This window comes from Segatella copri, assembly GCF_002224675.1.
GTDB classification, from domain to species: domain Bacteria; phylum Bacteroidota; class Bacteroidia; order Bacteroidales; family Bacteroidaceae; genus Prevotella; species Prevotella copri_U.
Genome location: NZ_NMPZ01000023.1, coordinates 38,939 through 64,057, shown reverse-complemented (window position 1 = coordinate 64,057; position 25,119 = coordinate 38,939). Strand labels below are relative to the sequence as shown.

General features: G+C 45.5%; 17 protein-coding genes. 7 read left to right on the top strand and 10 right to left on the bottom strand.

The genetic code is table 11. The annotated features are described in order from the left end of the window. Positions 1-705 precede the first annotated feature (705 nt). The 6 genes from CFT61_RS12800 to CFT61_RS12775 all read left to right on the top strand — a co-directional run bounded on the left by CFT61_RS12800 (position 706) and on the right by CFT61_RS12775 (position 13,538). The gene (locus tag CFT61_RS12800; RefSeq protein ID WP_089544810.1) at positions 706-2,337 is read left to right on the top strand and encodes an ATP-binding protein; all 1,632 of its coding nucleotides are present in this window, start codon (positions 706-708) and stop codon (positions 2,335-2,337) included. 286 nt (positions 2,338-2,623) lie between these two features. Further along, entirely contained in the window at positions 2,624-4,195 is a 1,572-nt protein-coding gene (locus CFT61_RS12795; protein ID WP_089544809.1) for an ATP-binding protein, read from the top strand. Between the two features lie 277 nt (positions 4,196-4,472). Continuing rightward, complete coding sequence (locus CFT61_RS12790; RefSeq protein ID WP_089544808.1) at positions 4,473-5,804, top strand: glycoside hydrolase family 43 protein; 1,332 nt, start codon at positions 4,473-4,475, stop codon at positions 5,802-5,804. Between the two features lie 91 nt (positions 5,805-5,895). Further along, positions 5,896-8,871, top strand: a complete 2,976-nt coding sequence (locus tag CFT61_RS12785) for a family 43 glycosylhydrolase (protein ID WP_437176828.1) — start codon at positions 5,896-5,898, stop codon at positions 8,869-8,871. Positions 8,872-8,887: 16 nt separating this feature from the next. Beyond that, positions 8,888-11,281 carry a glycosyl hydrolase family 95 catalytic domain-containing protein gene (locus tag CFT61_RS12780; RefSeq protein ID WP_437176829.1) on the top strand — a complete coding sequence of 798 codons (2,394 nt, stop codon included), beginning with the start codon at positions 8,888-8,890 and terminating at the stop codon, positions 11,279-11,281. 118 nt (positions 11,282-11,399) lie between these two features. Further along, complete coding sequence (locus CFT61_RS12775) at positions 11,400-13,538, top strand: family 43 glycosylhydrolase (RefSeq protein ID WP_089544806.1); 2,139 nt, start codon at positions 11,400-11,402, stop codon at positions 13,536-13,538. A gap of 1 nt (position 13,539) precedes the next feature. Here the strand turns inward: CFT61_RS12775 and CFT61_RS12770 are convergent, their stop codons facing one another. Further along, on the bottom strand, positions 13,540-14,286 hold the full coding sequence (locus CFT61_RS12770) for a porin family protein (protein WP_089544805.1): 747 nt from the start codon (positions 14,284-14,286) through the stop codon (positions 13,540-13,542). A 228-nt stretch (positions 14,287-14,514) separates the two neighbouring features. On the opposite strand from CFT61_RS12770, the gene CFT61_RS12765 reads away from it, so the two are divergent. After that, positions 14,515-14,682: a 4Fe-4S binding protein gene (locus CFT61_RS12765; protein ID WP_006849139.1), complete on the top strand. Its 168-nt coding sequence runs from the start codon at positions 14,515-14,517 to the stop codon at positions 14,680-14,682. Positions 14,683-14,840: 158 nt separating this feature from the next. Here CFT61_RS12765 and CFT61_RS12760 read toward each other — a convergent pair whose 3' ends face one another. From CFT61_RS12760 to CFT61_RS12720, 9 genes are all read right to left on the bottom strand, one after another. After that, positions 14,841-16,262, bottom strand: coding sequence for a tetratricopeptide repeat protein (locus CFT61_RS12760; protein ID WP_089544804.1), 1,422 nt, complete (start codon positions 16,260-16,262; stop codon positions 14,841-14,843). A 23-nt stretch (positions 16,263-16,285) separates the two neighbouring features. Further along, on the bottom strand, positions 16,286-17,245 hold the full coding sequence (locus tag CFT61_RS12755; RefSeq protein ID WP_089544803.1) for a PstS family phosphate ABC transporter substrate-binding protein: 960 nt from the start codon (positions 17,243-17,245) through the stop codon (positions 16,286-16,288). A gap of 4 nt (positions 17,246-17,249) precedes the next feature. Next, positions 17,250-18,098 carry an energy transducer TonB gene (locus CFT61_RS12750; RefSeq protein WP_089544802.1) on the bottom strand — a complete coding sequence of 283 codons (849 nt, stop codon included), beginning with the start codon at positions 18,096-18,098 and terminating at the stop codon, positions 17,250-17,252. Between the two features lie 33 nt (positions 18,099-18,131). Continuing rightward, on the bottom strand, positions 18,132-18,779 hold the full coding sequence (locus CFT61_RS12745; protein ID WP_089544801.1) for an ExbD/TolR family protein: 648 nt from the start codon (positions 18,777-18,779) through the stop codon (positions 18,132-18,134). Further along, positions 18,780-19,424, bottom strand: coding sequence for an ExbD/TolR family protein (locus CFT61_RS12740; protein ID WP_089544800.1), 645 nt, complete (start codon positions 19,422-19,424; stop codon positions 18,780-18,782). It abuts the gene before it with no gap. Positions 19,425-19,454: 30 nt separating this feature from the next. Further along, entirely contained in the window at positions 19,455-20,291 is an 837-nt protein-coding gene (locus CFT61_RS12735) for a MotA/TolQ/ExbB proton channel family protein (protein WP_089544799.1), read from the bottom strand. Between the two features lie 265 nt (positions 20,292-20,556). Next, complete coding sequence (locus tag CFT61_RS12730) at positions 20,557-21,750, bottom strand: pyridoxal phosphate-dependent aminotransferase (protein ID WP_089544798.1); 1,194 nt, start codon at positions 21,748-21,750, stop codon at positions 20,557-20,559. A gap of 116 nt (positions 21,751-21,866) precedes the next feature. Beyond that, entirely contained in the window at positions 21,867-23,075 is a 1,209-nt protein-coding gene (locus tag CFT61_RS12725) for a bifunctional 3,4-dihydroxy-2-butanone-4-phosphate synthase/GTP cyclohydrolase II (protein ID WP_089544797.1), read from the bottom strand. 20 nt (positions 23,076-23,095) lie between these two features. Then, entirely contained in the window at positions 23,096-24,985 is a 1,890-nt protein-coding gene (locus CFT61_RS12720; RefSeq protein ID WP_089544812.1) for an LptF/LptG family permease, read from the bottom strand. Positions 24,986-25,119: the final 134 nt, after the last annotated feature.

Here is a 25,119-nt window from a genome sequence, read left to right as displayed (position 1 = left end):
ATAGAAGTATCATTAAAAATCATAGAAGTATCATTAAAGATAATACAAAGCATGCGAAAAGCCAGTTTAAACGTTTTAAATATCGCAAAGAATCAAAAGAATATTGCCCAAAAATAAGTCCGATGTTTGGGCACTCGTTGCCCACATTGTGGGCAACGAGTGCCCAGTACTGGGGCTACGGATGCCCGTGTAACGGGCACAGAAGGACCAACCGAAGGGCATAGAGGGACCATCTGAAGAACTGACTTTTCCTGATTTCAGTAGACACTTTTTTACTTTATAAACTAGAAAGGTAGACACTATCAATTTCATAAAACAGAAATAGTAGACGCATTAGCTAAAAGTGCAGTCAATGATACTTCCATGATACATCAATGAGACTTCTCGGCGCTAAAACAGAGAAGTCTCATTGTTGCTAATTCTTTATATAACAAGTGCTTAAACTATATTTTTTAAACAAAAATGAGACTATGAGACTTTTTTCGCTAAAAAACTTTTTTCACGTATGTGGTCGATGCCTATCTATAGTGATTGCCAAAAGTAAGGCTTCATTTCACATACTTTCATTTAGTTTAGCCCCATACATAGAGGTTTTCGCCCTAAACTAAAAAAATCACAAAGAAAATATATTTTCCTCCTGAATATATTCCCTATTCTCAAAGAAAAATATTATCTTTGTAGCTGTTTAAAGATTAACAAGTAAACATGAATACAGAACAACAAAAGATAGAATACAAGAGTCTGCAAAAGATTCGAACTGGAGAGAAAGGATTCAAAGAACTCTCCACCACTTGTGTAGCTTTAGCCAATGCACAAGGAGGACAGATTATGATTGGCGTGGAAGACAAGACAAAGAAGCCTGCTCCCAATCAAGTTATATCGCAAGAAGAGGCAAATAGTGCCGTTACAAGATTGCGTGGACTTTGTTTCAATGTTGGTCTTGCAGTAGGCGACATCTGTGCAGACGAAACTGGCAGCCAGTACTTTGCCATCACAGTATTCCCTTCACTCCATTCATATGCCACCACTTCTGATGGCAAGATGTATATCCGTGTCGCTGACAAATGTGAGCCGGTTCGTAGTGAGGATATCCAACGTGTTGGAGAAGAGAAAGGAGCTTTCCAATGGGAACTTGTACCAACACAGTTTGAGTTGGAAGATGAGAATAAGACGAATCTCTCAAAATTCGCTAATGATATACGCCAATCTGATAGAGTGAAGCAGCATATCAAGCAGCTCGACGATATCGAAATTGGCGAACAGTACCACCTTCTTGACGGAAACAAGATGACCAATCTTGGTGTCTTATGGATTGGTACAGCCAAACAGCGTAGCCGTATTTGCTATCCTATCACTGTGCAATATATCGTATATGATGACTTGGAGAACAAGACCAACAAATTGGAATGGCGTGACAACACACGTAATCCGAAAGAACTTTTGGAAGATATTATGGATAAGGCTGTAGAGTTGACCTATAGCTATGAGATGCCTAATGGACTCTTCCGTAAGACTGTACGTTATTATAACGAGAACTTAATCAGAGAGTTGCTTGTTAACAGTTTGGCTCATAGCTCAAGAACCATCTCTAACGACATCACAATCAAGGTATATCCAGGTTATATCAGCATCTCCAATCCTGGTGGTCTCCCTTTGGGTGTAACCAAAGACAACATCCTTCATACCAAGCACAGACGTAATCCGAATATGATTGAGATACTGACTGCACTTGGATTGATGGAAGGCGAGGGCTCTGGATATGACTTGATTTATGAGTTGGATGCCGTTGAAGCAAAGAAACAACCTGAGATAGAATCAACATTCAACACTGTCACAGTATATCAAAGTGCAGAGATTACGGATAAAGAAGTTGTTCGCCTGATGGATTATGTTGACCATAATTATCAGCTTTCCCAAAAGAACAAGATAGCTTTCGGCATCATAGCCAGAGAGAAACGCATTGCCGCAACTGATTTATCTAAAGTTCTCCAGCTATCTGCAGAAGAACGATTGAGAAGCTATATCGATAACTTAGACAAAAGCAATCTGATAACGAAAGGTGGCGTCAAGAAAGGATCATTTTTCCAAATCAATACAACTTTGCTGAAAAATGCAAAATCTAACATTGTTACTAGTTTGAAGACTATAGAACCACATGTTCTTAAGGCACTAATTATGGAAGATCTCCGTGTCCATCCTTTGAGTAAAATATCTGATATAGCAGAGCGCATTCCTGATATAGATATGAAAGAGATTCGAAAGATGCTCTATTCTATGGTTGGGAAGGAGATAGAAAAAGAGGGCACTCGATTTGATAGTAAATATTACATAAAGTAATGGCATAAAAAAAAGGTCTGAAAAAGAAAAAACTGTTAAAAATCATATATTAAGCTGATAATCAGTGATTTTCTTTTTTTAGCATTCTTTTTCCTACTCCTATATTTCATAAAAGAGATTTTAAGTCTCCGTATAATTATAGATAAAAAATAAATATATTTTTGGAATTAAAATTCCCTTCAAGGTATTGGGGACACAGTTGAATACATAATAAATCCCGAAATCGCTTGGCGGTTTCGGGATTTTTGCTTATCTTTGCCAACGTTAATGGTAAATAGTTGATAATATGGCAACGAAGTTATATCCAATAGGCATGCAGACCTTCTCTGAGATTCGAGAGGAGGACTTTCTCTATGTAGATAAGACGGAGTACATCTATCGTATGACTCATACGAGTGGAAAGTATTTCTTCTTGGCGCGTCCACGTCGTTTCGGAAAGTCACTCCTCGTCTCTACTATGCAGAGCTATTTCGAGGGAAAGAAGGAACTCTTTAAGGGGCTTGCCATCGAAAAGCTAGAAAAAGATTGGACGGAATATCCTGTGCTTCACTTTAGCTTGGCTGGTGGTAAGCACATGGAGAAAGACCAACTTGTGCGTTATCTCTTGTACATATTGAAGGTAAATGAAGAAAAATTTGGCATCGTCAATGATTCTCCTGACCCGAATGTCCGTATGCTTAATTTAATAAAAACGGTATATGAACAGACTGGGCAGAAGGTTGTTGTGCTCATCGATGAATACGATGCTCCTTTGCTTGATGTGGTGCACGAGGATACCAGCTTGGGCGTCTTAAGGGAGGTGATGCGCAATTTCTATAGTCCCCTAAAGGATAGCGACCGTATGTTGCGTTTCGTCTTCTTGACAGGCATCACCAAGTTCTCGCAACTTAGTATATTCAGTGAACTCAATAATATTACTAATGTGAGTATGCACCAAGAGTATGCTGGCATTTGCGGCATTACCAAAGAGGAATTGTTGGATAAGTTTGATGAGGATATTGATGTGTTAGCAGGTAGGTTGGGATTGACACACGAACAAGCCTTGTCAAAACTGAAGGAAAATTATGATGGCTATCACTTTACCTGGCCATCATCAGATATTTTCAATCCTTATAGCTTGTTGAACTGTTTAGCTGAAGGACAGATGAATTCCTATTGGTTTGGCTCAGGCACTCCTACCTATCTCCTTAATATGATGCGGAAATATGACTTTACACCGATTGACCTGGGTGAACAGATGGATGCATCAAAGGATGATTTCGATGCAGCCACTGAGACGATGACTACTATCATGCCTTTGCTTTATCAGAGTGGTTATATCACAATCAAGAATTATGATCCGGAAACGGAACTCTATACCTTGGCTCTGCCAAACAAAGAGGTGAGGATAGGTTTGTATCGCAGTATGTTGCCGCATTATTTGGCGGCAAAGTCTGCAATGTGCAATACAACTGTGGCCAAAATGTCGGCTCTTATCAATAAGGGTAACATGGATGGTGCTCTTCAGCTATTGAAAGCGTTCTGGGAGACGGTACCTTATTGCGATAATACCGATTATGAGGGGCATTATCAGCAGACAATGTATATCATCTTTGCCCTGCTTACGAATTTCCGTATATTGGTGGAACAGCATACTTTCCGGGGAAGAACAGACATTACGATGGAAACAAAGGATACCATCTATGTGATAGAATTGAAATTTAATAAGTCGGCACAAGAGGCTCTTGACCAAATCAACAACAAGCATTATGCTGATGCTTTTGCCCTGAAAGGCAAAAACGTGGAAAAGATTGGTATGAACTTTATGATTGATGAAGATAAGACTATCGTATTGGATTGGGTAAAATATTCCTGCTAAAAAATGAGGGTGTGTCATAAGTCCATGACACATCCTCATTTTTTTCTTGTTGGATGCTGATAGCGGTGCAGGCAATCAGCCTATGCTAGCAAGCAAGAATGTGGAATATAACGGAAAAGCAGTAAGGCTGTAAGGGTACAGATGTAAGTGTTACATCATATTAAGAATTTGAAACATGTGAAAAAGTAGAATTTTACTTTTTTGCTTACCTTTGCATTCACAAATAACAATTTAATATACTATAATTAATTTAAATCATAAAATGACCTGATACAGAATGATTTTATCCCTGCTTTTGGCTGGCATGGGAACTGCTGCAACAGCACAGAACATCAACTTGCCAATCATCCAGACCAAGTACACAGCCGATCCTGCACCTTATGTGCACAACGATACGGTTTATCTCTATACCACCCACGATGAGGATGGGGCTGAGGGGTTCCTGATGAAAGACTGGCTGCTCTATACCTCAACGGATATGGTAAACTGGCAAGACCGCGGTGCCGTGGCTTCATTGAAAGACTTCAAGTGGTTCAAGGGCGAGAATGGTGCCTGGGCAGAGCAGGTCATCGAACGCAATGGCAAATGGTATATGTATTGTCCTATCCATGGTCATGGCATCGGAGTGCTGGTAGCAGATAGTCCATTCGGACCTTTCAAGGATCCTATCGGAAAGCCTCTGGCATGGGAGGGCGACTGGTTCGACATCGACCCTACCGTATGGATTGATGATGATAACCAGGCTTACATGTATTGGGGCAACCCGGAGTTGAAGGCTGTGAAACTGAACGAGGACATGATTTCGTATTCCGATTCCATCATGCACTTCCCGAAGATTCAGGATTATCAGGAAGGTCCTTGGTTCTGGAAGCGCAATGGTAATTATTATCTGGCTTATGCTTCTACCTGCTGTCCTGAGGGCATCGGTTATGCGATGAGCAAGAATCCGCTCGGACCGTGGGAATATAAGGGACATATCATGAACCATACGCCTCGTACTCGTGGCAATCATCCGGGCATCATCGACTACAAGGGCAAGAGCTATTGCTTCGGCTTGAATTATGACATCTACCGTTTGAAGACGGGGCGTCATGCCGAGCAGCGTTCTGTTTCTGTTGCAGAAATGACTTATAATCCTGACGGAACCATCCAGGAGTTACCATATTTTCAGGACTGCAAGTTGGAGCAGATAGAATGGTTCAACCCTTATCGCCAGGTTGAGGCTGAAACGATGGCTTGGGGCTATGGATTGAAGACGCAGCCTAAGAACGAATGGGCGCAGAAGGACAGATGGAACCAGGTGGTTACGAATGTTGATGAGGGAAAGTATATCCTCGTGAAGGGTGTTGACTTCAAGAAGGGTGCAGGAAAGTTTGAGATTTCTGCCTCTTGCCACATGTTTGGCGGCAGCATCGAAATCCGTCTTGATGGGGTAAACGGCCAGTGCATCGGCAAGGTGGATATCAAGAACACCAAGGATGAATACAAAACCTTCTCTACTCAGGTGAAGAAGGTAAAGGGTGTTCATGATCTCTACTTCGTCTTTAAGGGAGGCAACATCCAGAAGCAGAACCTCTTCTTCCTGGATTGGTGGAAGTTTGGGGAGTAAGATAAACTTAATAAAGTTTTTGAAACATTCTATAAAGTCATTATGATTGTTTTTTCGTAATTTTGCAGCATTAAACGAAAAAACAATCATAATGATGAATACAACGAAAATCTTGGCTCTCAGAAAGCCGTTACTGATAAGCGCATGGCTGCTTGCCATGCAGGGTGCTGCCTATGCACAGAACCCAATCGTACAAACACAGTTAACTACCGACCCAGCACCTCTGGTTGTCGGAGACCGTCTCTATGTATATACCGGTCATGATGAAGATAAGGCTGACTTCTTCTGGATGAACGAATGGCGTGTGTATTCCACCAAGGATATGGTGAACTGGACAGACCATGGTTCTCCGCTCGACCTCAGTTCTTTTTCCTGGGCAGACGACCGTGCCTGGGCAGCACAGACCATCGAACGTAATGGTAAGTATTACTGGTATATCTGTGCGCACTCTAAACTGTCGGGCGGAATGGCTATCGGCGTAGCTGTGGCAGATTCTCCTACCGGTCCGTTCAAGGATGCGCTGGGCAAACCGCTTTTCGATAATGGAAGTTGGGACAATATCGACCCTACCGTCTGGATGGATGAGGATGGTCAGGCTTATCTCTATTGGGGTAATCCACATCTTTACTATGCCAAACTGAATAAAGATATGATCAGCTTCAAGGGTGGTATAGATGCTAAGGCAGCTGTTGATGAAAAGCGTGAAGTGGGCAGAATCGTGATGACTGAGGAGGGATTCGGTTCGCCTGACGTGGAGAAGCGTGATTCTACCCGAAAATATAAAGATTGCTACACAGAGGGACCTTGGTTCATGAAGCGTGGCAAGAACTATTATATGCTTTATGCTGCAGGTGGAGTGCCTGAGCATATCGCTTATTCCATGAGCAAGAAGCCTTTCGGACCATGGAAGTATATGGGCGAAATCATGCCATTGGAAGATACGGGTTCCTTTACTAACCATTGCGGTGTGACCGACTTCAAGGGCAAGTCTTATTTCTTCTATCATACGGGTAAACTGGGAGGCGGATTCGGACGCAGTGTGGCTGTGGAAGAATTCAAATATAATGCCGACGGTACCTTCCCAATTATCCACCATACTCAGGAAGGAGTGGCTCCTATTGCAACCCTCAATCCTTACAAGCGTCAGGAGGCTGAAACCATCGCTTTCTCTAAGGGAGTGAAGTCGGAGCAGACCGATGATACGGGTGTTTATATCTCTGAAATTCATACAGGTGATTATATCAAGGTACGTGAGGTGGATTTCGGAAAAGAGAGTCCGGATGCATTTGCCATCTCTGCTGCGTGCTCATCGCTCGGCGGTTCGCTGGAGGTTCATCTCGATAAGGAAGATGGCGAACTGATAGCTAAACTTGATGTTACCAAGACGGGTGGCTGGGAAAAGTGGAAGACTTTCTCGGCACAAATGCTGAAGAAAGTGACAGGAAAGCATGATATATACTTCGTGTTCAAGGGATTGAAGGGAAGCAAACTCTTCAATTTCGACTGGTGGAAGTTTGAGAAGAATTTCGCCAATCCTGTGGTTTGGGCTGATGTGCCTGATGTGGATGTAATCCGTGTGGGTGACAGCTTCTATATGGTAAGCACCACCATGCATCTGATGCCGGGTGCGCCTATCATGAAATCGAAGGATTTGGTGAACTGGGAAACCGTGAACTATATCTTCCCTAAACTTACCGATTCACCTAAGTATGACATGAAGGAGGGTACGGTGTATGGTCGTGGTCAGTGGGCCACTTCGCTGCAGTATCATCGTGGCAAGTTCTATGCGCTCTTTGCTCCAAACGATAATCCTGGTGGAGAGACTTATATCTGCACCGCCGATGATATCGAGGGCAAATGGACTGTCCATAGCCGTTTGCAGCATTTCCATGATGCCGCTCTCTTCTTCGATGACGATGACAAGGCATACGTGGTTTATGGAACGGGAGAGATGGTGCAGCTGAATGCCGACCTGACGGATGTGGTGCCGGGCAGCCATCGTAAACTCTTTGAGCGTGATGCTGATGAAACGGGTTTGCTCGAAGGCTCCCGCATGATCAAGCACAACGGCAAGTATTATCTTCTGATGATTTCGTGGCCACAGGGACATCCTCGTCGTGAGGTTTGTTATCGTGCTGATAAGATAACGGGTCCTTACGAAAAGAAGGTGATTCTGGAAACGGAGTTTGCCGGATTCAACGGCGTGGGACAAGGTACGATTGTAGATGATAAGGATGGCGACTGGTATGGCATCGTATTCCAAGACCGTGGTGGTGTGGGCAGAGTGCTCACGCTGGAGCCATGTACCTGGAAGGACGGATGGCCAATGCTGACCGATGAGAAGGGCAATATTCCTGCCAAGATGCAGAAGCCTGTATTGGGATATGACGGTAAGGGACTCGTGTATAGCGACGATTTCTCGAAGGATAAACTGGAATTGCAGTGGCAGTGGAACCACAATCCTGTGGATAATGCCTGGTCGCTCATAGAGCGCAAGGGCTGGCTCCGTCTGAAGACATCCCGCATCGTTCCTAATATCTTCCTGGCTCCCAATACCATCAGTACCCGTACCGAAGGACCAACCTGCGAGGGAATCATCAAGATGGATGTGAGCAAGATGAAAGATGGCGATGTGGCTGGCTTGTCAGCCTTCCAGGGTGATGCGGCTTTGCTCTCTATTGTAAAGGAAGGCAAGAAACTCTTTGTGGTGGGTACCAAGGAGAGTGTAGCTTTGACAGAAAAGGAAAAGGCTGTGACCGATGTGAAGCGTGAGGAGGTGTATCGCCAGCCTTTGAATCTGAAGCAGGATAAGGCAACGAAATCAAGCATCATCTATCTGAAGATGAGTTGCGATTTCCGTCTTCATCAGGATCTCGCCACCTTATTCTATAGTATAGATGGAAAGACCTGGATTCCTGCCATCAAGGATTTCAAGATGCAGTATGATTATCGCCGCCTCTTCATGGGTACCCGTATCGCCATCTACAATTATGCCACAAAGGCTGCTGGTGGATATGTGGATGTGGATAGTTTTGAGTATCAAAAACAGAATAGTAGTGAGAAATAGAATAATAGTGGGAACTATGGCTTTGGCGTTTCTTCTTCCGGTAAAGATGATGGCTAAGGCTAGCAGTTCTGCTAATAGTACTCTGCTTTGGTATAACGCCCCAGCCCAGCAGTGGCTGGAGGCTCTGCCTATCGGAAACTCACATCTGGGAGGTATGGTGTATGGCGGAACCACGGATGAGAATATCCAGTTGAATGAGGAGACTTTCTGGAGTGGCGGTCCTCATAACAACAATAGCAAGAAATCCCTGGAAAATCTGTCAAAGGTGAGGGAACTCATCTTCAATGGTAGGGAAGAGAAGGCGGCGGCTCTCATCAACCAGACCTTCATCCCAGGGCCTCATGGCATGCGCTTCCTGCCGATGGCAAATCTGCATATCAGCATGAAGAACCAGGGAAAGGCTGAGCAGTTTGTGCGCAACCTGGATTTGAAGAGGGCGATTGCCACGACTTCTTTCGTGATGGATGGCGTAAGATATACCCGTACTACCTTTGCTTCGCTGGCTGATGGCGTTATCGTTTGCCACATCAAGGCGAGTAGAAAGGGTGCCCTGAATATTGATGTTACCCTGGATTCGCCTTTTGAACATCAGATTCAGAAAACGCCTTCAGGGGTTATGCTGAAGGTGAAGGGACAAGACCAGGAAGGCATCAAGGCGGCTCTCACTGCCGAATGTGTGGCGGATGTGAAGACGGATGGCACCGAGACAACCATCCTCGTGAGTGCTGCCACCAATTTTGTGAACTATCACGATGTGTCGGGCAATGCCGCCCAGCGCAATGCCGACTATATAAATAAGGTGAAACTGATGAGTTATGCACAGTTGGAGAAACGCCATGTGGAGGCTTACCGGAAGCAGTTCGCTACTTCTTCTCTGATTTTGCCAACCGATATCAATGCTACGTTGCCTACCAATCAGCGCCTGGAGAAATTTGCAGGCAGCAAGGATATGGCGATGGTGGCACTGATGTATAACTATGGTCGCTATCTGCTCATCTCCTCTTCCCAGCCTGGTGGACAGGCGGCAAACTTGCAGGGTGTTTGGAACAACAGCAAAAATGCGCCTTGGGACAGTAAATATACCATCAACATCAATACGGAGATGAACTACTGGCCTGCCGAGATAACGAATCTCGGTAACACCACGGAGCCTCTGTATTCGCTGATTAAGGATTTGAGTGTAACGGGAGCACAGACGGCTAGGGAAATGTATGGCTGTCGTGGCTGGATGGCACATCATAACACCGATATCTGGCGCATAGCGGGTCCGGTGGATGGTGCGCAGTGGGGCATGTTCCCGAATGGTGGAGCCTGGCTCACCACCCATCTCTGGCAGCATTATCTCTATACGGGCGACAAGGCTTTCCTCAAGCAGTGGTATCCGGTAATAAAAGGTGCCGCTGAGTTCTATCTTGACTATATGCAGAAGTTGCCGGGCACCGAATGGAAGGTAACCGTGCCGTCGGTGAGTCCGGAACAGGGACCTATGGGGAAGAGAACTGCCGTAACGGCGGGATGTACAATGGATAACCAGATAGCCTTCGATGCCCTGACCAGTGCCGTGAAGACTTCTGAAATATTGGGGGTTGATGAGGCTGAGCGCAAGGCGATGCAGCAGCTGATTTCCCAGATTCCGCCAATGCAGATAGGAAAGTACGGACAGTTGCAGGAGTGGCTTGTGGATGCGGATGATCCGAAGAATGAGCATCGCCATATCTCGCATCTCTATGGATTGTATCCATCCAATCAGATTTCTCCTTTCTCTCATCCGGAACTGTTCCATGCCGCTGCCACCACACTGAAGCATCGTGGCGACCAGGCTACGGGCTGGAGTCTAGGTTGGAAGACGAACTTCTGGGCTCGTATGCTCGATGGCAATCATGCTTTCAGAATCATCAGCAATATGCTTCGCCTGTTGCCATCTGATGCGCAGGCAAAGGAGTATCCTGAGGGCAGAACCTATCCGAATCTCTTCGATGCGCATCCACCATTCCAGATAGACGGCAACTTCGGAGTAACAGCCGGTATCGCCGAAATGCTCCTGCAGAGTCATGATGGAGCCGTGCATCTCTTGCCAGCCTTGCCTGATGCCTGGAAAGAAGGAAGCGTAAAGGGACTTCGTGCCCGTGGCGGCTTTGTGGTGGATATGGACTGGAAGAATGGCAGACTGATGAAGGCGAAGATTCGCTCCACCATCGGAGGCGTGCTGCGTCTCCGCTCCTACGTTCCGCTGAAGGCGAAGAATCTGAAGAAGGCTGAAGGCGATTGTCCGAATATCCTTTTTGCATCTGCAGAAGTGAAGCCTGTAATGGAACAGCATCGGATAGCGGAAGGAGTGAAGGTCCCTATTCCTGACGTATATGAATATGACTTGGAAACAGAACCAGGAAAGACTTATCTGATTAAATAATGTTCTAAAATTACATTTGTTGCCATAAAAGTATCATTTTGTCCACCTCTGTTTGGATAATTATTCGTACTTTTGTGGCAATATTTTTTATAATAATCTTTTAGACCTATCAATGAGAATGAAGAAAATTTTATTTGCAACCTGTTGCATCGCTTTTTTGAGCGGTTCTTTGGGAGCTGCGGCGCAGAAAAAATCTGCAGCCAAGAATGTTCTGACACAGACTTTGAAAGGGAAGTCTTGGTCGGCTGATAATGGTAATGGTACCTTTACAAACCCTTTGTTTTATGATGAGTTTTCTGACCCTGATATTATCAGAGTAGGGGAGGATTATTATCTGGCGGGTACCACGATGCACAGTGTGCCGGGACTGGTGGTTCTCCATTCCAAGGATCTCGTAAATTGGGAGTTCTCTTCCTATTGTTTCGACCGCTTTGATGATTCTGATGATTTCAATCTCCGCAATGGCAAGGAGGCTTACGGACAGGGTATCTGGGCGCCTGCCATCCGATATCATAACGGTAAGTTCTATATCTTCTCCAATATCAACGGGCATGGATTGCAGGTGTATATCTCGGACAGTGCCAAGGGTCCTTGGACGCATCACAAGATTAATGGCGATATCTACGACCTCTCTGTGCTCTTCGATGATGATGGCAAGATTTATGCCGTGCACAAGTATGGCAACGTGACCGTTACGGAGTTGAAGCCCGATTTGAGTGGTCCGGTAGAGGGCAGCAGCAAGGTGGTGATTCCGGAAGGCAATGCGATGGGGGAGGGACATCATGTGTATAAAATCAATGGTATGTACTATATCCTCTCTGCCGATTATTCACCGATGGGCCGCATGCAGTGTGCCCGAAGCAAGAGTATCTGGGGACCTTACGAAACCTGTGTGATCAGCGAACGCGAATCGTATGGTTATGCTGCTGGATGGAGTGTAGGTAACATGGGTATCGGTAGGCCGCTTCCTGAAGATGGATATCAATTTAATAACAACAGACCGAATGGGGTGAACCTGGGGTGTGCTACCATTCATCAGGGGGGCATCGTCCAGGCTCCTGATGGCAAATGGTGGGGCGTATCGATGCTGGATTTCAATGCTGTGGGCAGAACGGTATGCCTTTCGCCTGTCACATGGGTGGATGGCTGGCCTTACTTCGGATTGGAGAAGAATCTGGGTCGCTCGCCTCGAACCTGGTTCAAACCGAATGATGCGGTGAAGACACCACAGGCTCCATACGACAGATGTGATGATTTCTCGGGAAAGACTTTCAAGCCGGTTTGGCAGTGGAATCATAATCCGAACGACAAGATGTGGTCGCTGAACAAGGAGCGAAAAGGATGGCTCCGTTTGCATTCTATGCCTGCCAAGCAGCTACTCTGGGCAAAGAATTCGTTGACGCAACGTGCCATCGGTCCTGTATCTTATACATCTGTCAAGCTGGATGTATCCCGACTGAAGATGGGGGATGAGGCTGGACTCGGTGCTATGAATACGCCATACGCTTCATTAGGCGTGATGAAGACGGAAAAGGGATTAAGCCTGAGATGCTACGACCAGAATACCAACAAGGAGGTGCTGAAGCCGATTGCCAAGAACAAGGTGGTATGGTTGCGCCTTTGGGGTGATTATGATAAGAGTCTGCTGCAATATTCCTACTCTCTTGATGGAAAGACTTGGGAGAATATCGGAGAGCAAATGCTTTCTCCTTATCAGTTGAAGACCTTCCAGGGTGTGCGTGTAGCGCTGTATGCCTTTAACAAGACGGGAGTGAACGGCGGCGTGGCTGATTTTGATGACTTCAAGGTGGAGGAACCGATGGCTGACAGAACTGCTAATCTGCCTATCGGAAAGACCATCCGACTCTTTAATCTTGCTGATGGTAACCTGATGAATGCTACCGGTCATGGTCTGATGCACAGCTCCAGGAATAAAAAGGAGATGAGCAATGGCGTGAAATTCATCATCGAAGACCGTGGACAGGGCAAGATTGCGCTGAAAACTGCAGATGGACGATATGTATATATCGCAGGTGCTGGCTTGTCGGGCGATGTGCGTCTTACTTCTGATGCCTCTCATGCTGGGGAGTTTGTATGGCAGGATATGCTTTACAACCGCTGTATGCTTCTATCGCTGAAGACCCAGCGGTATGTGGGCAAGCATCCTACCGACGGCAGTCCTTATTCTGCTGATTTCCAGGGCGCTGATGCTGGTATGAAGAATGGTTGTGTCTTCTCTTGGGAAGTGGTAGAGTAGGCTACTCGAAATAGAATGTCAATGCAATTATCTTACTATGAGCTCCTTTAGCTGCCAAGGCATAAGGGAGCTCATTCTTGTTTTTGATGTGCTCGGGATGTTTCTTGTCGAAGGAATCTGTCAATCCATACATAAACTTGAGTTCCGGACGGAGCTTGAAAAATGGCATGTAGAAATCGCAACCTACGCCCAGTTCGAGAAATATTTCCGATTTCTTGAGCTTGATGTAGTCTGACTTGCTGCTGTTGAGGTTCATCATCGGATTAATGCCCGCCATCACGTAAGGTCGGTGATTATTGAACCGCTCGGCTGCGAAAATCAGGTCCATAGCTGAAGAAATATAGGCAGTCTTCATCTCCTGATGCTGCACGATGGCGTTTCCTGCACCATCTTTCTCCAAGAGGTTATAAAAGGTGAGGTGACGAGTACCGAAGTACATGGCAGGTGCTATGCGGAACTGGAAGCTTCTGTTGAGACGGAATTCTCCTAGTACGCCAACGGTGAATCCCATATCCCAACGGTCTTGATCTACAGTGACATGAGAAGGTTGCTCGATACCGTTGGCATCGATGTATTGGGTGATTCCGGTATTCTGGAATTCCATATCTTGTGCATGTGTTCCGATGAGTACACCGAAATGGAATGGGCGCAGATCGGTATAAGGGCGATTCTCTACCGTCCTAAGCTGTGCCATGCCATTGATACCTGTATAGAAGGCTATTAGAGCCATCAGTATGATTCTCTTCATATTTGCTATTTGTTCTTCGTTATTATTAATAAACGGCAAGGTTGGCTTCTTATTGTACTAATTTATTTCGATAAAGTATAAATTGAGTAAAATCAAGAAAAAAGTCATACCTATTTATAGGTATATCGAAAATAATTGTTATCTTTGCACCATCAAAAGTAGGTAATAACCTATCTCTAGATTAGCATAGATACAGAAACATTATTAACATTTTAAATATTTATAATTATGGCATACGTAATTGGTGACGATTGTATCGCTTGCGGTACATGTATTGACGAGTGTCCATCAGGTGCAATCTCTGAGGGCGAGAAGTATTCAATCAACCCAGATCTCTGCACAGAGTGCGGTACTTGTGCTGATGTTTGTCCTAATGAGGCAATCAGTCTTCCATAATTTATTATGGAAAGATACTTTTAGTTACAATAAAACATTGAGAGCGGTTCCTTTGGAATCGCTCTTTTCGTTTATGGTCTGATTCATATCACAAAAAAAGGGGTGAAAGCCATATCACATAGCTATCACCCCTTTAATTATGTTCTTATTTCGTAATTTTACTGTGCCTGCTTCTCCTCGTCAAGACCTAAGGCCTTCTTTGCGAGAGAGTTGTTTGGATCAAGCTTGATCAGCTTCTCGAAGTATGGCTGAGCTGTTGTCAGGTCCTTCTTAGAACCCCAGTAGATGTAACCGGCGTTCTTGTAAGCCTGCATCAGGTAGCCCTTCTCATCCTCATCATACTGCTTGCTCTCAAGTTCCTTGATAACCAATTCATAGTTAGCAAGAGCCTTGTCGTCCAACTCGTTCTGGAATGCGATGTTGGCAGCCTGGAGGTGAGCGTATGCCTTCAGCTGTGGATACTTCTCTGCGAAGCTGTTATATACGTTGATAGCCTTATCAACGTTAGCCTCCTTCTGATCGCCACCCTTCTGAGCCTTTGCATTGTAGATCTCTGCCATCTTTACATAGTCTGATGGTGACACGTTAGGGTTCTTATCCATATATGCCTGTGCAAATTCGATAGCCTTATCCTCGTTGCCCATACCCTTATATGCCTCAGAGATGTACTGATATGGCTTGAAGTCTTCCTTGTTTACCTCCAAGGCCTTGTTGTACTGCTCCAAAGCCTGGTCGAACTGCTTGTTGCCAGCGAGTGCCAGACCATAGTAAGAGTAGATACTAGAGTTCTTCTTGATATCGTTGTTAGCCATAATGCTGTTAGCATACTGGAGAGCCTCAGTAAAATTCTGTGTATCAACAGATGCACGCATAGCCAGAATCAAGAAAGCTGTATCCTTAGGATACTTCTGCATACCCTTCTTGCAAAGGTTGAGAGTTTCATCCTTCTTGTTCAATACGTATGTAGTGAAGCAGTACTCGTAGAAGATATACTCTTCCATTGTATTCAGGTTAGCCTTAGAGAAGTTCTCGTAAGCCTTGTCGTAGCTACCGATAGAGTAGTAGTTGTGACCAGTTTCTGCCTCGATAGGGTAGTTAGGATCAACCGCTCTCAACTTGTTCAAAGCCTCTGCAGAAGCCTGTGGGTCAATCTTGCGGTAAACGTTAGCGTAGCTGATGTAACCCTGAGGATTCTTAGGATCCATAGTCATACAATTCTTATACCAAGAAGCAGCCTCACCACCATTGTCCTGCATAGCGTAGATATCGCCCTTGAGGATATAAGCATCACCACAGGTCTTGTACTTAGCGATGACTGCATCAGCTACAGCCAGGGCATTGGTGTAGTCCTTGTTGATGACGAGGGCATTACCCAAAGCAACGAGCGCCTTAGGATCCTTCTTGTACTCCTTCTGATACTCCTTGAGAACCTTGGCAAAAGCCTTGGCATCTACGTTACCAGCCTTCAAAGTTGCTTCTATTGGCTTCAGAGCATCCTTGTAGTTAACGTCCTGAGCCATTGCAGGAGCCGCCAAACCCATGACGAGCAAACCTGCTACTAAATATTTAACTGCTTTCATAATTCTACTTTCTATCTAAACTTTTAACGTTTAACATTAACTGTCTTAATCGTAATATCACCTCTGTAAGGAAGTAAGCCTGTCTTGAAGAGGATAAGCTGTCCCTTAGGATTGGAAATGTAGTTGGCAAAGCTCCAAGGCAAAGCCTTATGAGGGTCAACCACGATAGCGTATATAGTTCTTACGAATGGATATCTTCCATCCAACAGGTATGCCTGGTAAGGCTTCCAGCTGTTCATTGGGGTAGCTTTCTCCTTGATGGATACCTGCATTACATGAATATTCTTCTTAAAGGTAGTGTTGGTGGAATCGCGTCGGTCGTTCAACCAATTTGATCCGATAACACCGATAGAACCTGGATTCTGGTCAACGAAGTCGATGACCTGCTTGCTTGTTTTGGCAGCCATGATCTTCGCACCCATCTTTTCGCCGTGGAGAACGGAATCTACCACGAAGTTGGTGGTTGCAGAGCGAGTGTTGTCGAAGATGACCTCGATATCACCTCTCTTTGATCCAGGAACAATATCACTCCATTTGGTCGCCTTTCCAGTAAGGACACGCTTAATGTCATTCACTGTGATGCAAGTATCACTATTATTCTTGTTGACAATGAATGCCAGACCATCGTATCCGATAGGGAAAACGGAAGGAATCACATTGCTCTTCGATTTCAAGTATGCAATCTCACTATCCTTCAGATTACGGGTAGTAAAGAGGAGTGCTGTCTTGAAATCCTTGATCATCTGAAGTCCAGTGACTTCATCTGTGTATTTTGGTTTGAGCTTGGCCTTTGGGTACTCGAACTCAAACTGACTTCTTTCTTCGTCAATGATAGGACTCAAACTCTCGTCAGCCACAAACTCAATTGTGCCTGAAGTAGGAGTATCAGTTCTACCATCTTTGGCTTTCTTCTCGCCACAAGACGAGAAGAAAGCCATTGATAGTACTGTTAATCCTATATAAATATAAGATATTCTTTTCATTCTATTACTGCAATCTAAATACAACTGGTACAGTATACTTAACACGTACAGTAGAACCATTCTGCTTACCTGGAGACCATCTAGGCATGCTCTTAACGACACGCTGTGCCTCACGGTCAAGTGAAGGGTCCACAGAACGAGCTACCTTCACATCAGAGATAGAACCATCACGCTCTACCACGAATGAAACGATAACACGCCCCTGTACGCCGTTCTCCTGTGCTACGACAGGATACTTGATGTTGCTAGCCAGATACTGCATCAAAGCGCCTTGTCCACCAGGGAATGAAGGCATCTCCTCTACAACATCGAAGACCTTAGTTGCAACCTCAGGTTTTGGAGCTGGTGGTGGAGGTGGAGCTGCTACCGCAATCTCACTTCTCACTGCTTCCACTGTACGGTCCTTCACACCTTCCTTGTTTTCAGTACCGACAGCAACCTTTTCGTCCAGTTTATCCATCTGCTTAACCTGGTTTTCCTCTTTTACGAGTTCATCCTTCTTGATGACAGGTGCAGTAAACTTCTGAGTTTCGCGAGCCACAGGTATCTCCTTCTTAGGTTCAATCTTTGGCTTCACTGGCTCCTTCTTCTTTTCTTCCTTCTTAGCCTGCTGCTGGAGTTTAGCCAACTCCATAGCTTCCATATATGCCTGCTGTTCTTCAGCTTGTTTCTGTTCGATAACTTTCCAAGCCAAGAATCCACCCACGAGAGCTGCAGCAATGACCAAGATCAGAAGAGACTTGATGTTTCGACCGGAAGTACCCTTACGGAGCTGGTATGCACCATACTCCTTGTTCTTTCCGGCGAAAACCATTTCGACCCATTTAGGATCGTAAAGATCTATTTTTGCCATTTCTTTCTTGTTTAAAATTGTTTGTTACTCATCTTACATCTTAACGTGTCTAGACTCGAGAAGCTTCTCATCGTCTGCGTTAATCTTATCGATGACGTAAGTACCAATGTTTGAAATCTGCATTTCGTCGAGAGCGTCAACCATATTCTTGTAAGAAGCGTTGTCGGTTGGCTTGATGACGATGGTCAGAGTAGGGATCTTACCATCCTTCAAGTTACCAGCCTTCAAATCGCTGAGCTTCTTCTGATAGATGCTATCAGGATACTGCTTAGGATTCTTCTGACGATCCATGTTCAACTCCTTAACAGCGAGCGCAATTCTCTCTACCGGACGTGTACCATTCTCTGTAGCGTGCTCTCTCAAGACCTTACGGATACCCTGGCTACCCCATGTTGTCTCCTTGATCCATGTAGGATCGTTGTAGTTAGGGATACCAGCACCATAATAAATCTTGTTATCAGCTGCTACGTAGAGGGTAATAGTCTCAGAAGCTTTCGCCTCGTTCTTCTGGTCATCTTGAGTATTCTCGTCATTACTTGGCATAGTCAGCTCCATAGTCTGAGGTTTGCTCAAAGATGTACACAGCATGAAGAACGTGATAAGAAGCATGAGCATATCCACCATAGGCGTAAAGTCTACGCGAACATTCATTTTCTTTTGTTTGCTTTCTTTCTTTGCCATTTATTCGTCCCCCTGTTGTTTTAACTGTGTAATCATATAGTAATGACTCTCATCCATGTCCTGGAGTTCGTTCATCACTCTCTTCACTGTCTTGTAAGGTGTAGAAGCATCTGCCTTGAGGGCAATCTTGATTTCTTCGTTAGCGTTACGAGCAGCGTCAACCCACTGCTGGAACTCGCTCATGCCACCCTTGATACTGTCGAGAGGAATACCCTTAGTCTGGAGATACTGTGGACGCTTTGCAGCGTTCATAGACAGATAAGTGCTCATGTCACTCATAGAAACACCGAATGTACCCTCGCTCTTGAATGTCTCAATCTGCTTAGGGGTCAAAGACACGCCGAAGTTGCTTGTCATTGTGCTCAGTGCTGCTCCCAACTGATCGGTATTATCAATACTCATAAATACTTGGCCCTCGCCGGTTGGTTTTCCGGCCTTGTCCTTTTCAGGACTTACCAAGATGGTCAAGACACCATTCTCTGGCACCTTAATCTCAGACACAGAACCTGGTGTGTTTACCTTCACTGGCTCATTCTTTACGAATGTAGAGGTGAGCATGAAGAAGGTAAGCAACAGGGTCATAACGTCTGACATAGGCGTCATATCGATCCAGATGTCACTCTTCTTAATTTTTACTTTACCCATAGCGATAAAATTTTAAAGGGTTAGCAAAAATTAAGCCTCTTCTGCGTGGTTAGCTTCGTATGTCTGAGCAATTGAGTAACCTACCTCGTCGAGTGCGTATGTCAACTTATCAACCTTGTTTGTAAATGTGTTGTAAGATACTACAGCACACCAAGATGTCAAAATACCGAATGCGGTGTTGATCAACGCCTCAGAAATACCTACAGAAAGTGCTGCTGAGTCAGCGCCACCACCTTCACCCATGGCCTGGAATGACTTGATCATACCGGTTACAGTACCAAGAAGACCTGTCAATGTACCGAGAGTTACAATTGTAGCGATGATAGGCAAGTTCATTGTCAAAGTTGGCATCTCCAACTGAGTTGCCTCCTCGTGAGCCTGCTGGATCTTAGCTACCTTCTGAGCCTTCTTCAAAGATGCGTTAGCACCAGACTCCATAGACTTGTAAGCGTTCAAAGAAGCCAATACTACGTTTGCAACTGTACCGCGCTGCTTGTTGCAGAGCTGCTCAGCCTTAGCGAAATCGTTAGCGTTCAATGCAGACTTGATGTTTGCTACGAACTTAGGAAGAGCACCTGTACCTGTAGCGGTCTTAAGAGCCAACCAACGCTCGATAGTCATAGCCAACACTGTGAGCAACAATGTGTGGATAACTGGTACGATTACACCACCCTTGTAAATTGTACCCCAAATGTCTGCTGGGTGATCCTGGACACCTGGATCCTGGAAGTGCATGTCGTTACCGAACCATGTGAAGAACAATGTGAATGCGATGATAGCACATACCACGATGATCCAGAATGCGCCTCTTACTCCCTGAAAGCCCGCAGACTTCTTAGCTGGGGCTGCTTGTTTTGTAGTTGCCATAATTTTTACTTTTTTAAATTATTAGTTAATAAATTATTAATATTTCTTATTTATTTCTCGCTCTATTTTAGTTGTTTTGTATGCCTAGTTTGTGTTGTCTTGAATAAACACGCTTAGGTTATCCAAATTCCTTTGGCAAAGATAATAAATATTGAGAAACTATCGTCCTAATTAAGAAGTTTTAACGAGATATTGGCTCATTTTTTACCAATATCTCGCTTTTTTCTTACAAAGTTGACCTTTTTAGGACTCTTTTCTCCTATTTTTATTTCAATTTGCTCAGAGCTTCCTTGATGCGGCGGATTGCCTCTACGATGTTTTCATCGCTTGTGGCATAGCTCATGCGGAAGCAGTCTGGATCACCGAAGGCATCTCCACCTACTGTGGCTACGTGAGCCTCCTCCAGGAGGTACATTGCGAAATCTGTAGAGTTGTTGATGGTCTTCTCACCATTGCTCTTGCCGAAGTAGCTGTTGCACTTAGGGAAGAGATAAAAGGCACCCTGTGGCATATTGACCTCAAGTCCTGGAACCTCCTTGGCGAGCTTCACGATGAGGTTGCGGCGACGCTCGAAAGCTACGCGCATCTCCTCTACAGCACCCTGGTCGAGTGTGTAGGCTGCTTCAGCTGCCTTCTGGCTTACTGAACAGGTACCGCTGGTATATTGACCCTGCAACTTGCTGCATCCCTTGATGATCCACTCTGGACCTGCGAGGAAACCGATTCTCCATCCTGTCATGGCGTATGCCTTGGATACACCATTGGCGATGATCACCTGCTCCTTCATGCCAGGCTCCTGTGCAATGCTGTGATGCTTGCCGATATAGTTGATGTGCTCGTAGATCTCGTCTGCCAACACAAATACCTCTGGGTGCTTCTTCAGAACCTCTGCCAATGCTGCCAGCTCCTCCTTGGAATATACACTTCCGGTAGGGTTGCTTGGTGAGCAGAGAATGAGCATCTTGGTCTTTTCGGTGATTGCGTTCTCAAGCTGCTCGGCTGTCATCTTGAAGTCCTGGTCGAAACCTGCGTTTACGATGACTGGAGTACCGCCTGCCAATTTCACCATCTGTGGGTAGCTTACCCAATATGGTGCAGGGATGATTACCTCGTCGCCAGGGTTTACGAGAGCCAGTACGGCGTTGCATACGCACTGCTTGCCACCGGTGCCCACGATTACCTCGTTGACTGTGTAGTCAAGTCCGTTTTCTTTTTTCAATTTGGCAACAATAGCTTTTCGCAAGTCAGGATAACCAGGAACTGGTGAGTAACGTGAGAAGTTCTCATCAATAGCCTTCTTCGCAGCCTCCTTGATATTGTCAGGCGTGTTGAAGTCTGGTTCACCTACACTCATGTTAATTACATCGATACCCTGAGCTTTCATTTCACTACTCTTCTGTGACATCGCCAGCGTTGCTGATGGTGCCAATCTGTTAAGACGATCAGATAATTGTGCCATAATTTTATTTTATTGTTAATTAATCGTGTGCAAAATTAAGCATTTTATTTCTTTTTCGGAAGAAAATCATCCGTTATTTCGCGATTTGATGCAAAATAATAACATAATTTACATTATCAGAGGTGTAAAGTGTGCCCCATGCGGTCTCTCTTGGTCTTGAGATAGCGCTCGTTGTACTCATTTGGTACTACTTCGATAGGCACATTCTCTGTGATTTCGAGTCCATAAGCCTCCAGGCCAACACGCTTTACAGGGTTGTTGGTGAGCAGGCGCATCTTGTGCACGCCGAGGTGGCGGAGCATCTGTGCGCCGCATCCGTAGTCACGCTCATCTGGCTTGAAACCGAGGTGTACGTTGGCATCTACGGTATCGTATCCTTCTTCCTGCAGCTTGTAGGCTGCAATCTTGTTCATCAATCCGATGCCTCGGCCTTCCTGCTGCATGTAGATGACTACACCCTTGCCGGCTTTCTCGATCATCTGCATCGCCTTGTGCAGCTGCTGTCCGCAGTCGCATCGCTTGCTTCCGAGAATGTCGCCTGTGGCGCAAGATGAGTGTACACGGACCATTATAGGCTCATCTTCCTTCCATTCGCCCTTGATGAGTGCCATGTGTTCAAGTCCGTTGCTTGCCTGGCGGAAAGGAATCAGACGGAAGTGTCCGTATTCTGTAGGCATATCTACCTCTTCGCCCACCTCGATGAGCGATTCCTTCTTGAGTCTGTACTCAATCATATCCTTGATAGAGATGATCTTGAGGTTCCATTCCTTTGCCATCTCCATCAGCTGTGGAAGACGTGCCATGGTTCCGTCTTCGTTCATAATCTCCATGAGGGCGCCTGCAGGATAGAGTCCTGCCATTCTGCAGAGGTCAATGGCTGCCTCTGTATGTCCGCTTCTTCTCAAAACACCGTTGTCCTGGGCATAGAGAGGATTGATGTGACCAGGGCGACCGAATGTCTGTGGGGTAGATGCCGGATCGGCAAGAGCCTTGATGGTCTCTGCGCGGTCGTGGGCTGATACTCCTGTTGAGCAGCCCTCCAGCTTATCCACGGTAATGGTGAATGGGGTGCCAAGCATGGATGTATTGTCTGATACCTGGTGAGGCAAGTCGAGTTCCTCGCATCGGCTCAGGGTGATAGGGGCACAGAGTACACCTCTTGCGTTCTTGAGCATGAAGTTTACCTTCTCTGCGTCGATTTTCTCAGCGGCGATGATGAGGTCGCCCTCGTTTTCGCGATCTTCGTCATCTACAACGATGACAAACTTACCTTCCTGGAAGTCCTTTACTGCATCTTCGATGCTATTTAGTTTAATATCTGCCATTTGTTTGATACTTTTTATAGTTACATTTCCTTTATCTGATTGATGATGTTTGCGTTACTCTGCCTGATGGTGTTCAGGTCTCGGTAGAGTCGGATTCTGAATCGCCACATTCTCAGGTAGAGTACGATGCCCACAGGTACGATGATGGCTGCAAGGATGTTGAGCCACTGACGTTCGAATGGGCGGGTATGAGCCTTCGTCGCAAGAATAGGGTAGAGGTTGAGGTTGTGAAGGATGACCTTGTTCCTGGTATTGGTCAGATCCTCTATCACGTTTTCAAGCTCATCGCTAATGCGTTCAATCTCGTTGTCGGGCTGGTATTTGAAGAACACATTGATGAAGTTTGGAAGCTTCTTCAGCTCGTGTACCTTATTATATATATAGATATCGCTGTTGAGCTTTTCCAGTCGCTGTGCATCTTCTGTATATTTCGGCTCTTCGATGATGACCTCTTTGCCGAAGACGTGGCGTTTGATACGGAGACCGAGCAGTTTCATGAAGAACATCTTATACATCTCCATATTGAACACCGTAGAGTCGTTGGTTGCCTTGTAGGTGACGAATACGGCGATTGGTGCCAGTACGGCTGGAGCCAGTCCTTGACCGAACCAGATGGTCCAGGTTCCCAGTCTCGACATTCTGTAGCCCGTATTGTCGAGGATGTAGAAGATGATGAACACGAATACGGAGATGATGACCGGGAATCCCAATCCACCCTTTCGGATGATGGCACCCAGTGGAGCTCCGATGAAGAAGAAGATCAGGCAGGAGAGTGCCAGCGTGAACTTCTTGATTGCTTCTATCTTGTGTTGCCTGATGATATAGTCGGCATCGCTCGTAACCATTGCCTTGAAGTCGAGGTCGGTGAGCTCCTGCTGTGCTGTCATCTGTGCATCATTGAGTGCCCGGAGTTTCTTGTCGTTCGAGAGCTTATTATATAAGGTGTCGAAATTCTCCGTCAGTCCCTTCTTGATTTCTTTCAGCGAATCTACCTTGTTTACCTGTGTCGTGCGGTAGAATCGGGCATTTGCCTCCGAAAGATAGTTCTTTCCTATGGAATCATACAGTCCGTTGATGGAGTCGATGGAGTGGAAAATCTCCGACAGACTTTTTCCCTTGGCATTGTTGGCAAGCGACGAGGCATCGGTAAGGTTGAAGTCGGCATCAAAGTCGAGCACGATCTTCTTGGAAACGAAGGTTTCTCTTCTGTATGGAACGGCAGCGCTGTTGCCGAATTCACTGCTCTTCATATTCTCAAACCATTCTCCGCTGTAAAGACTCAGTACGAGGTGCTTCTTCTCGGCTGTACTTTGCAGCATTCCCGAGTCGGCAAGGATGATGGCGGCATCTTCGTAGCTGTCTGTCATGCGATAGATCATGATGCCGTAGAGCTTTCCTGTATTCAGGTCCTTCTTCTGCACATAGAGGTTGCAGTTCGGGATTCCATCGTAGAAGATGCCTTCCGGGATTTCCAGTTCCGGACTCTTCTGCTTCATGGATATGAGGAGTTGTGCCAGCTTCTGGTTGGAGTGCGGACCTACATTGTTCTGGAAGTAGAAGGATCCGAACATAATGATGACGGTGATGACGATGAGCGAGCGGAAAGCCTGCATCAGAGAGATGCCGGCAGCCTTGATGGCTGTGAGCTCCGAACTTTCGCCGAGATTACCGAAAGTCATCAGTGAGGAGAGGAGGATGGCAAGCGGCAAAGCCTGAGGTACGAGCATCAGACCCATATACCAGAAGAACTGCGCCATTACGTCCATCGAGATTCCCTTTCCGATGAGATCGTCGATATATCGCCACAGGAACTGCATCATCAGCACAAACTGGCAGATGAAGAAGGTTCCCATAAAGAGAAGTCCAAATTGCTTGGTTATAAATATGTCTAATTTCTTAATTCTAAGCATTTCTTTTTTTCTAGTAAGCTGTTTTCTCATCATTTCGAGGTGAACAGCTATCGTTTCAGCCTGCAAAGTTACACAAAAAAATTAGAAATCCTTTCTTTTTCGCTTTTTTTATATATATAATAGGTGTAAATAGG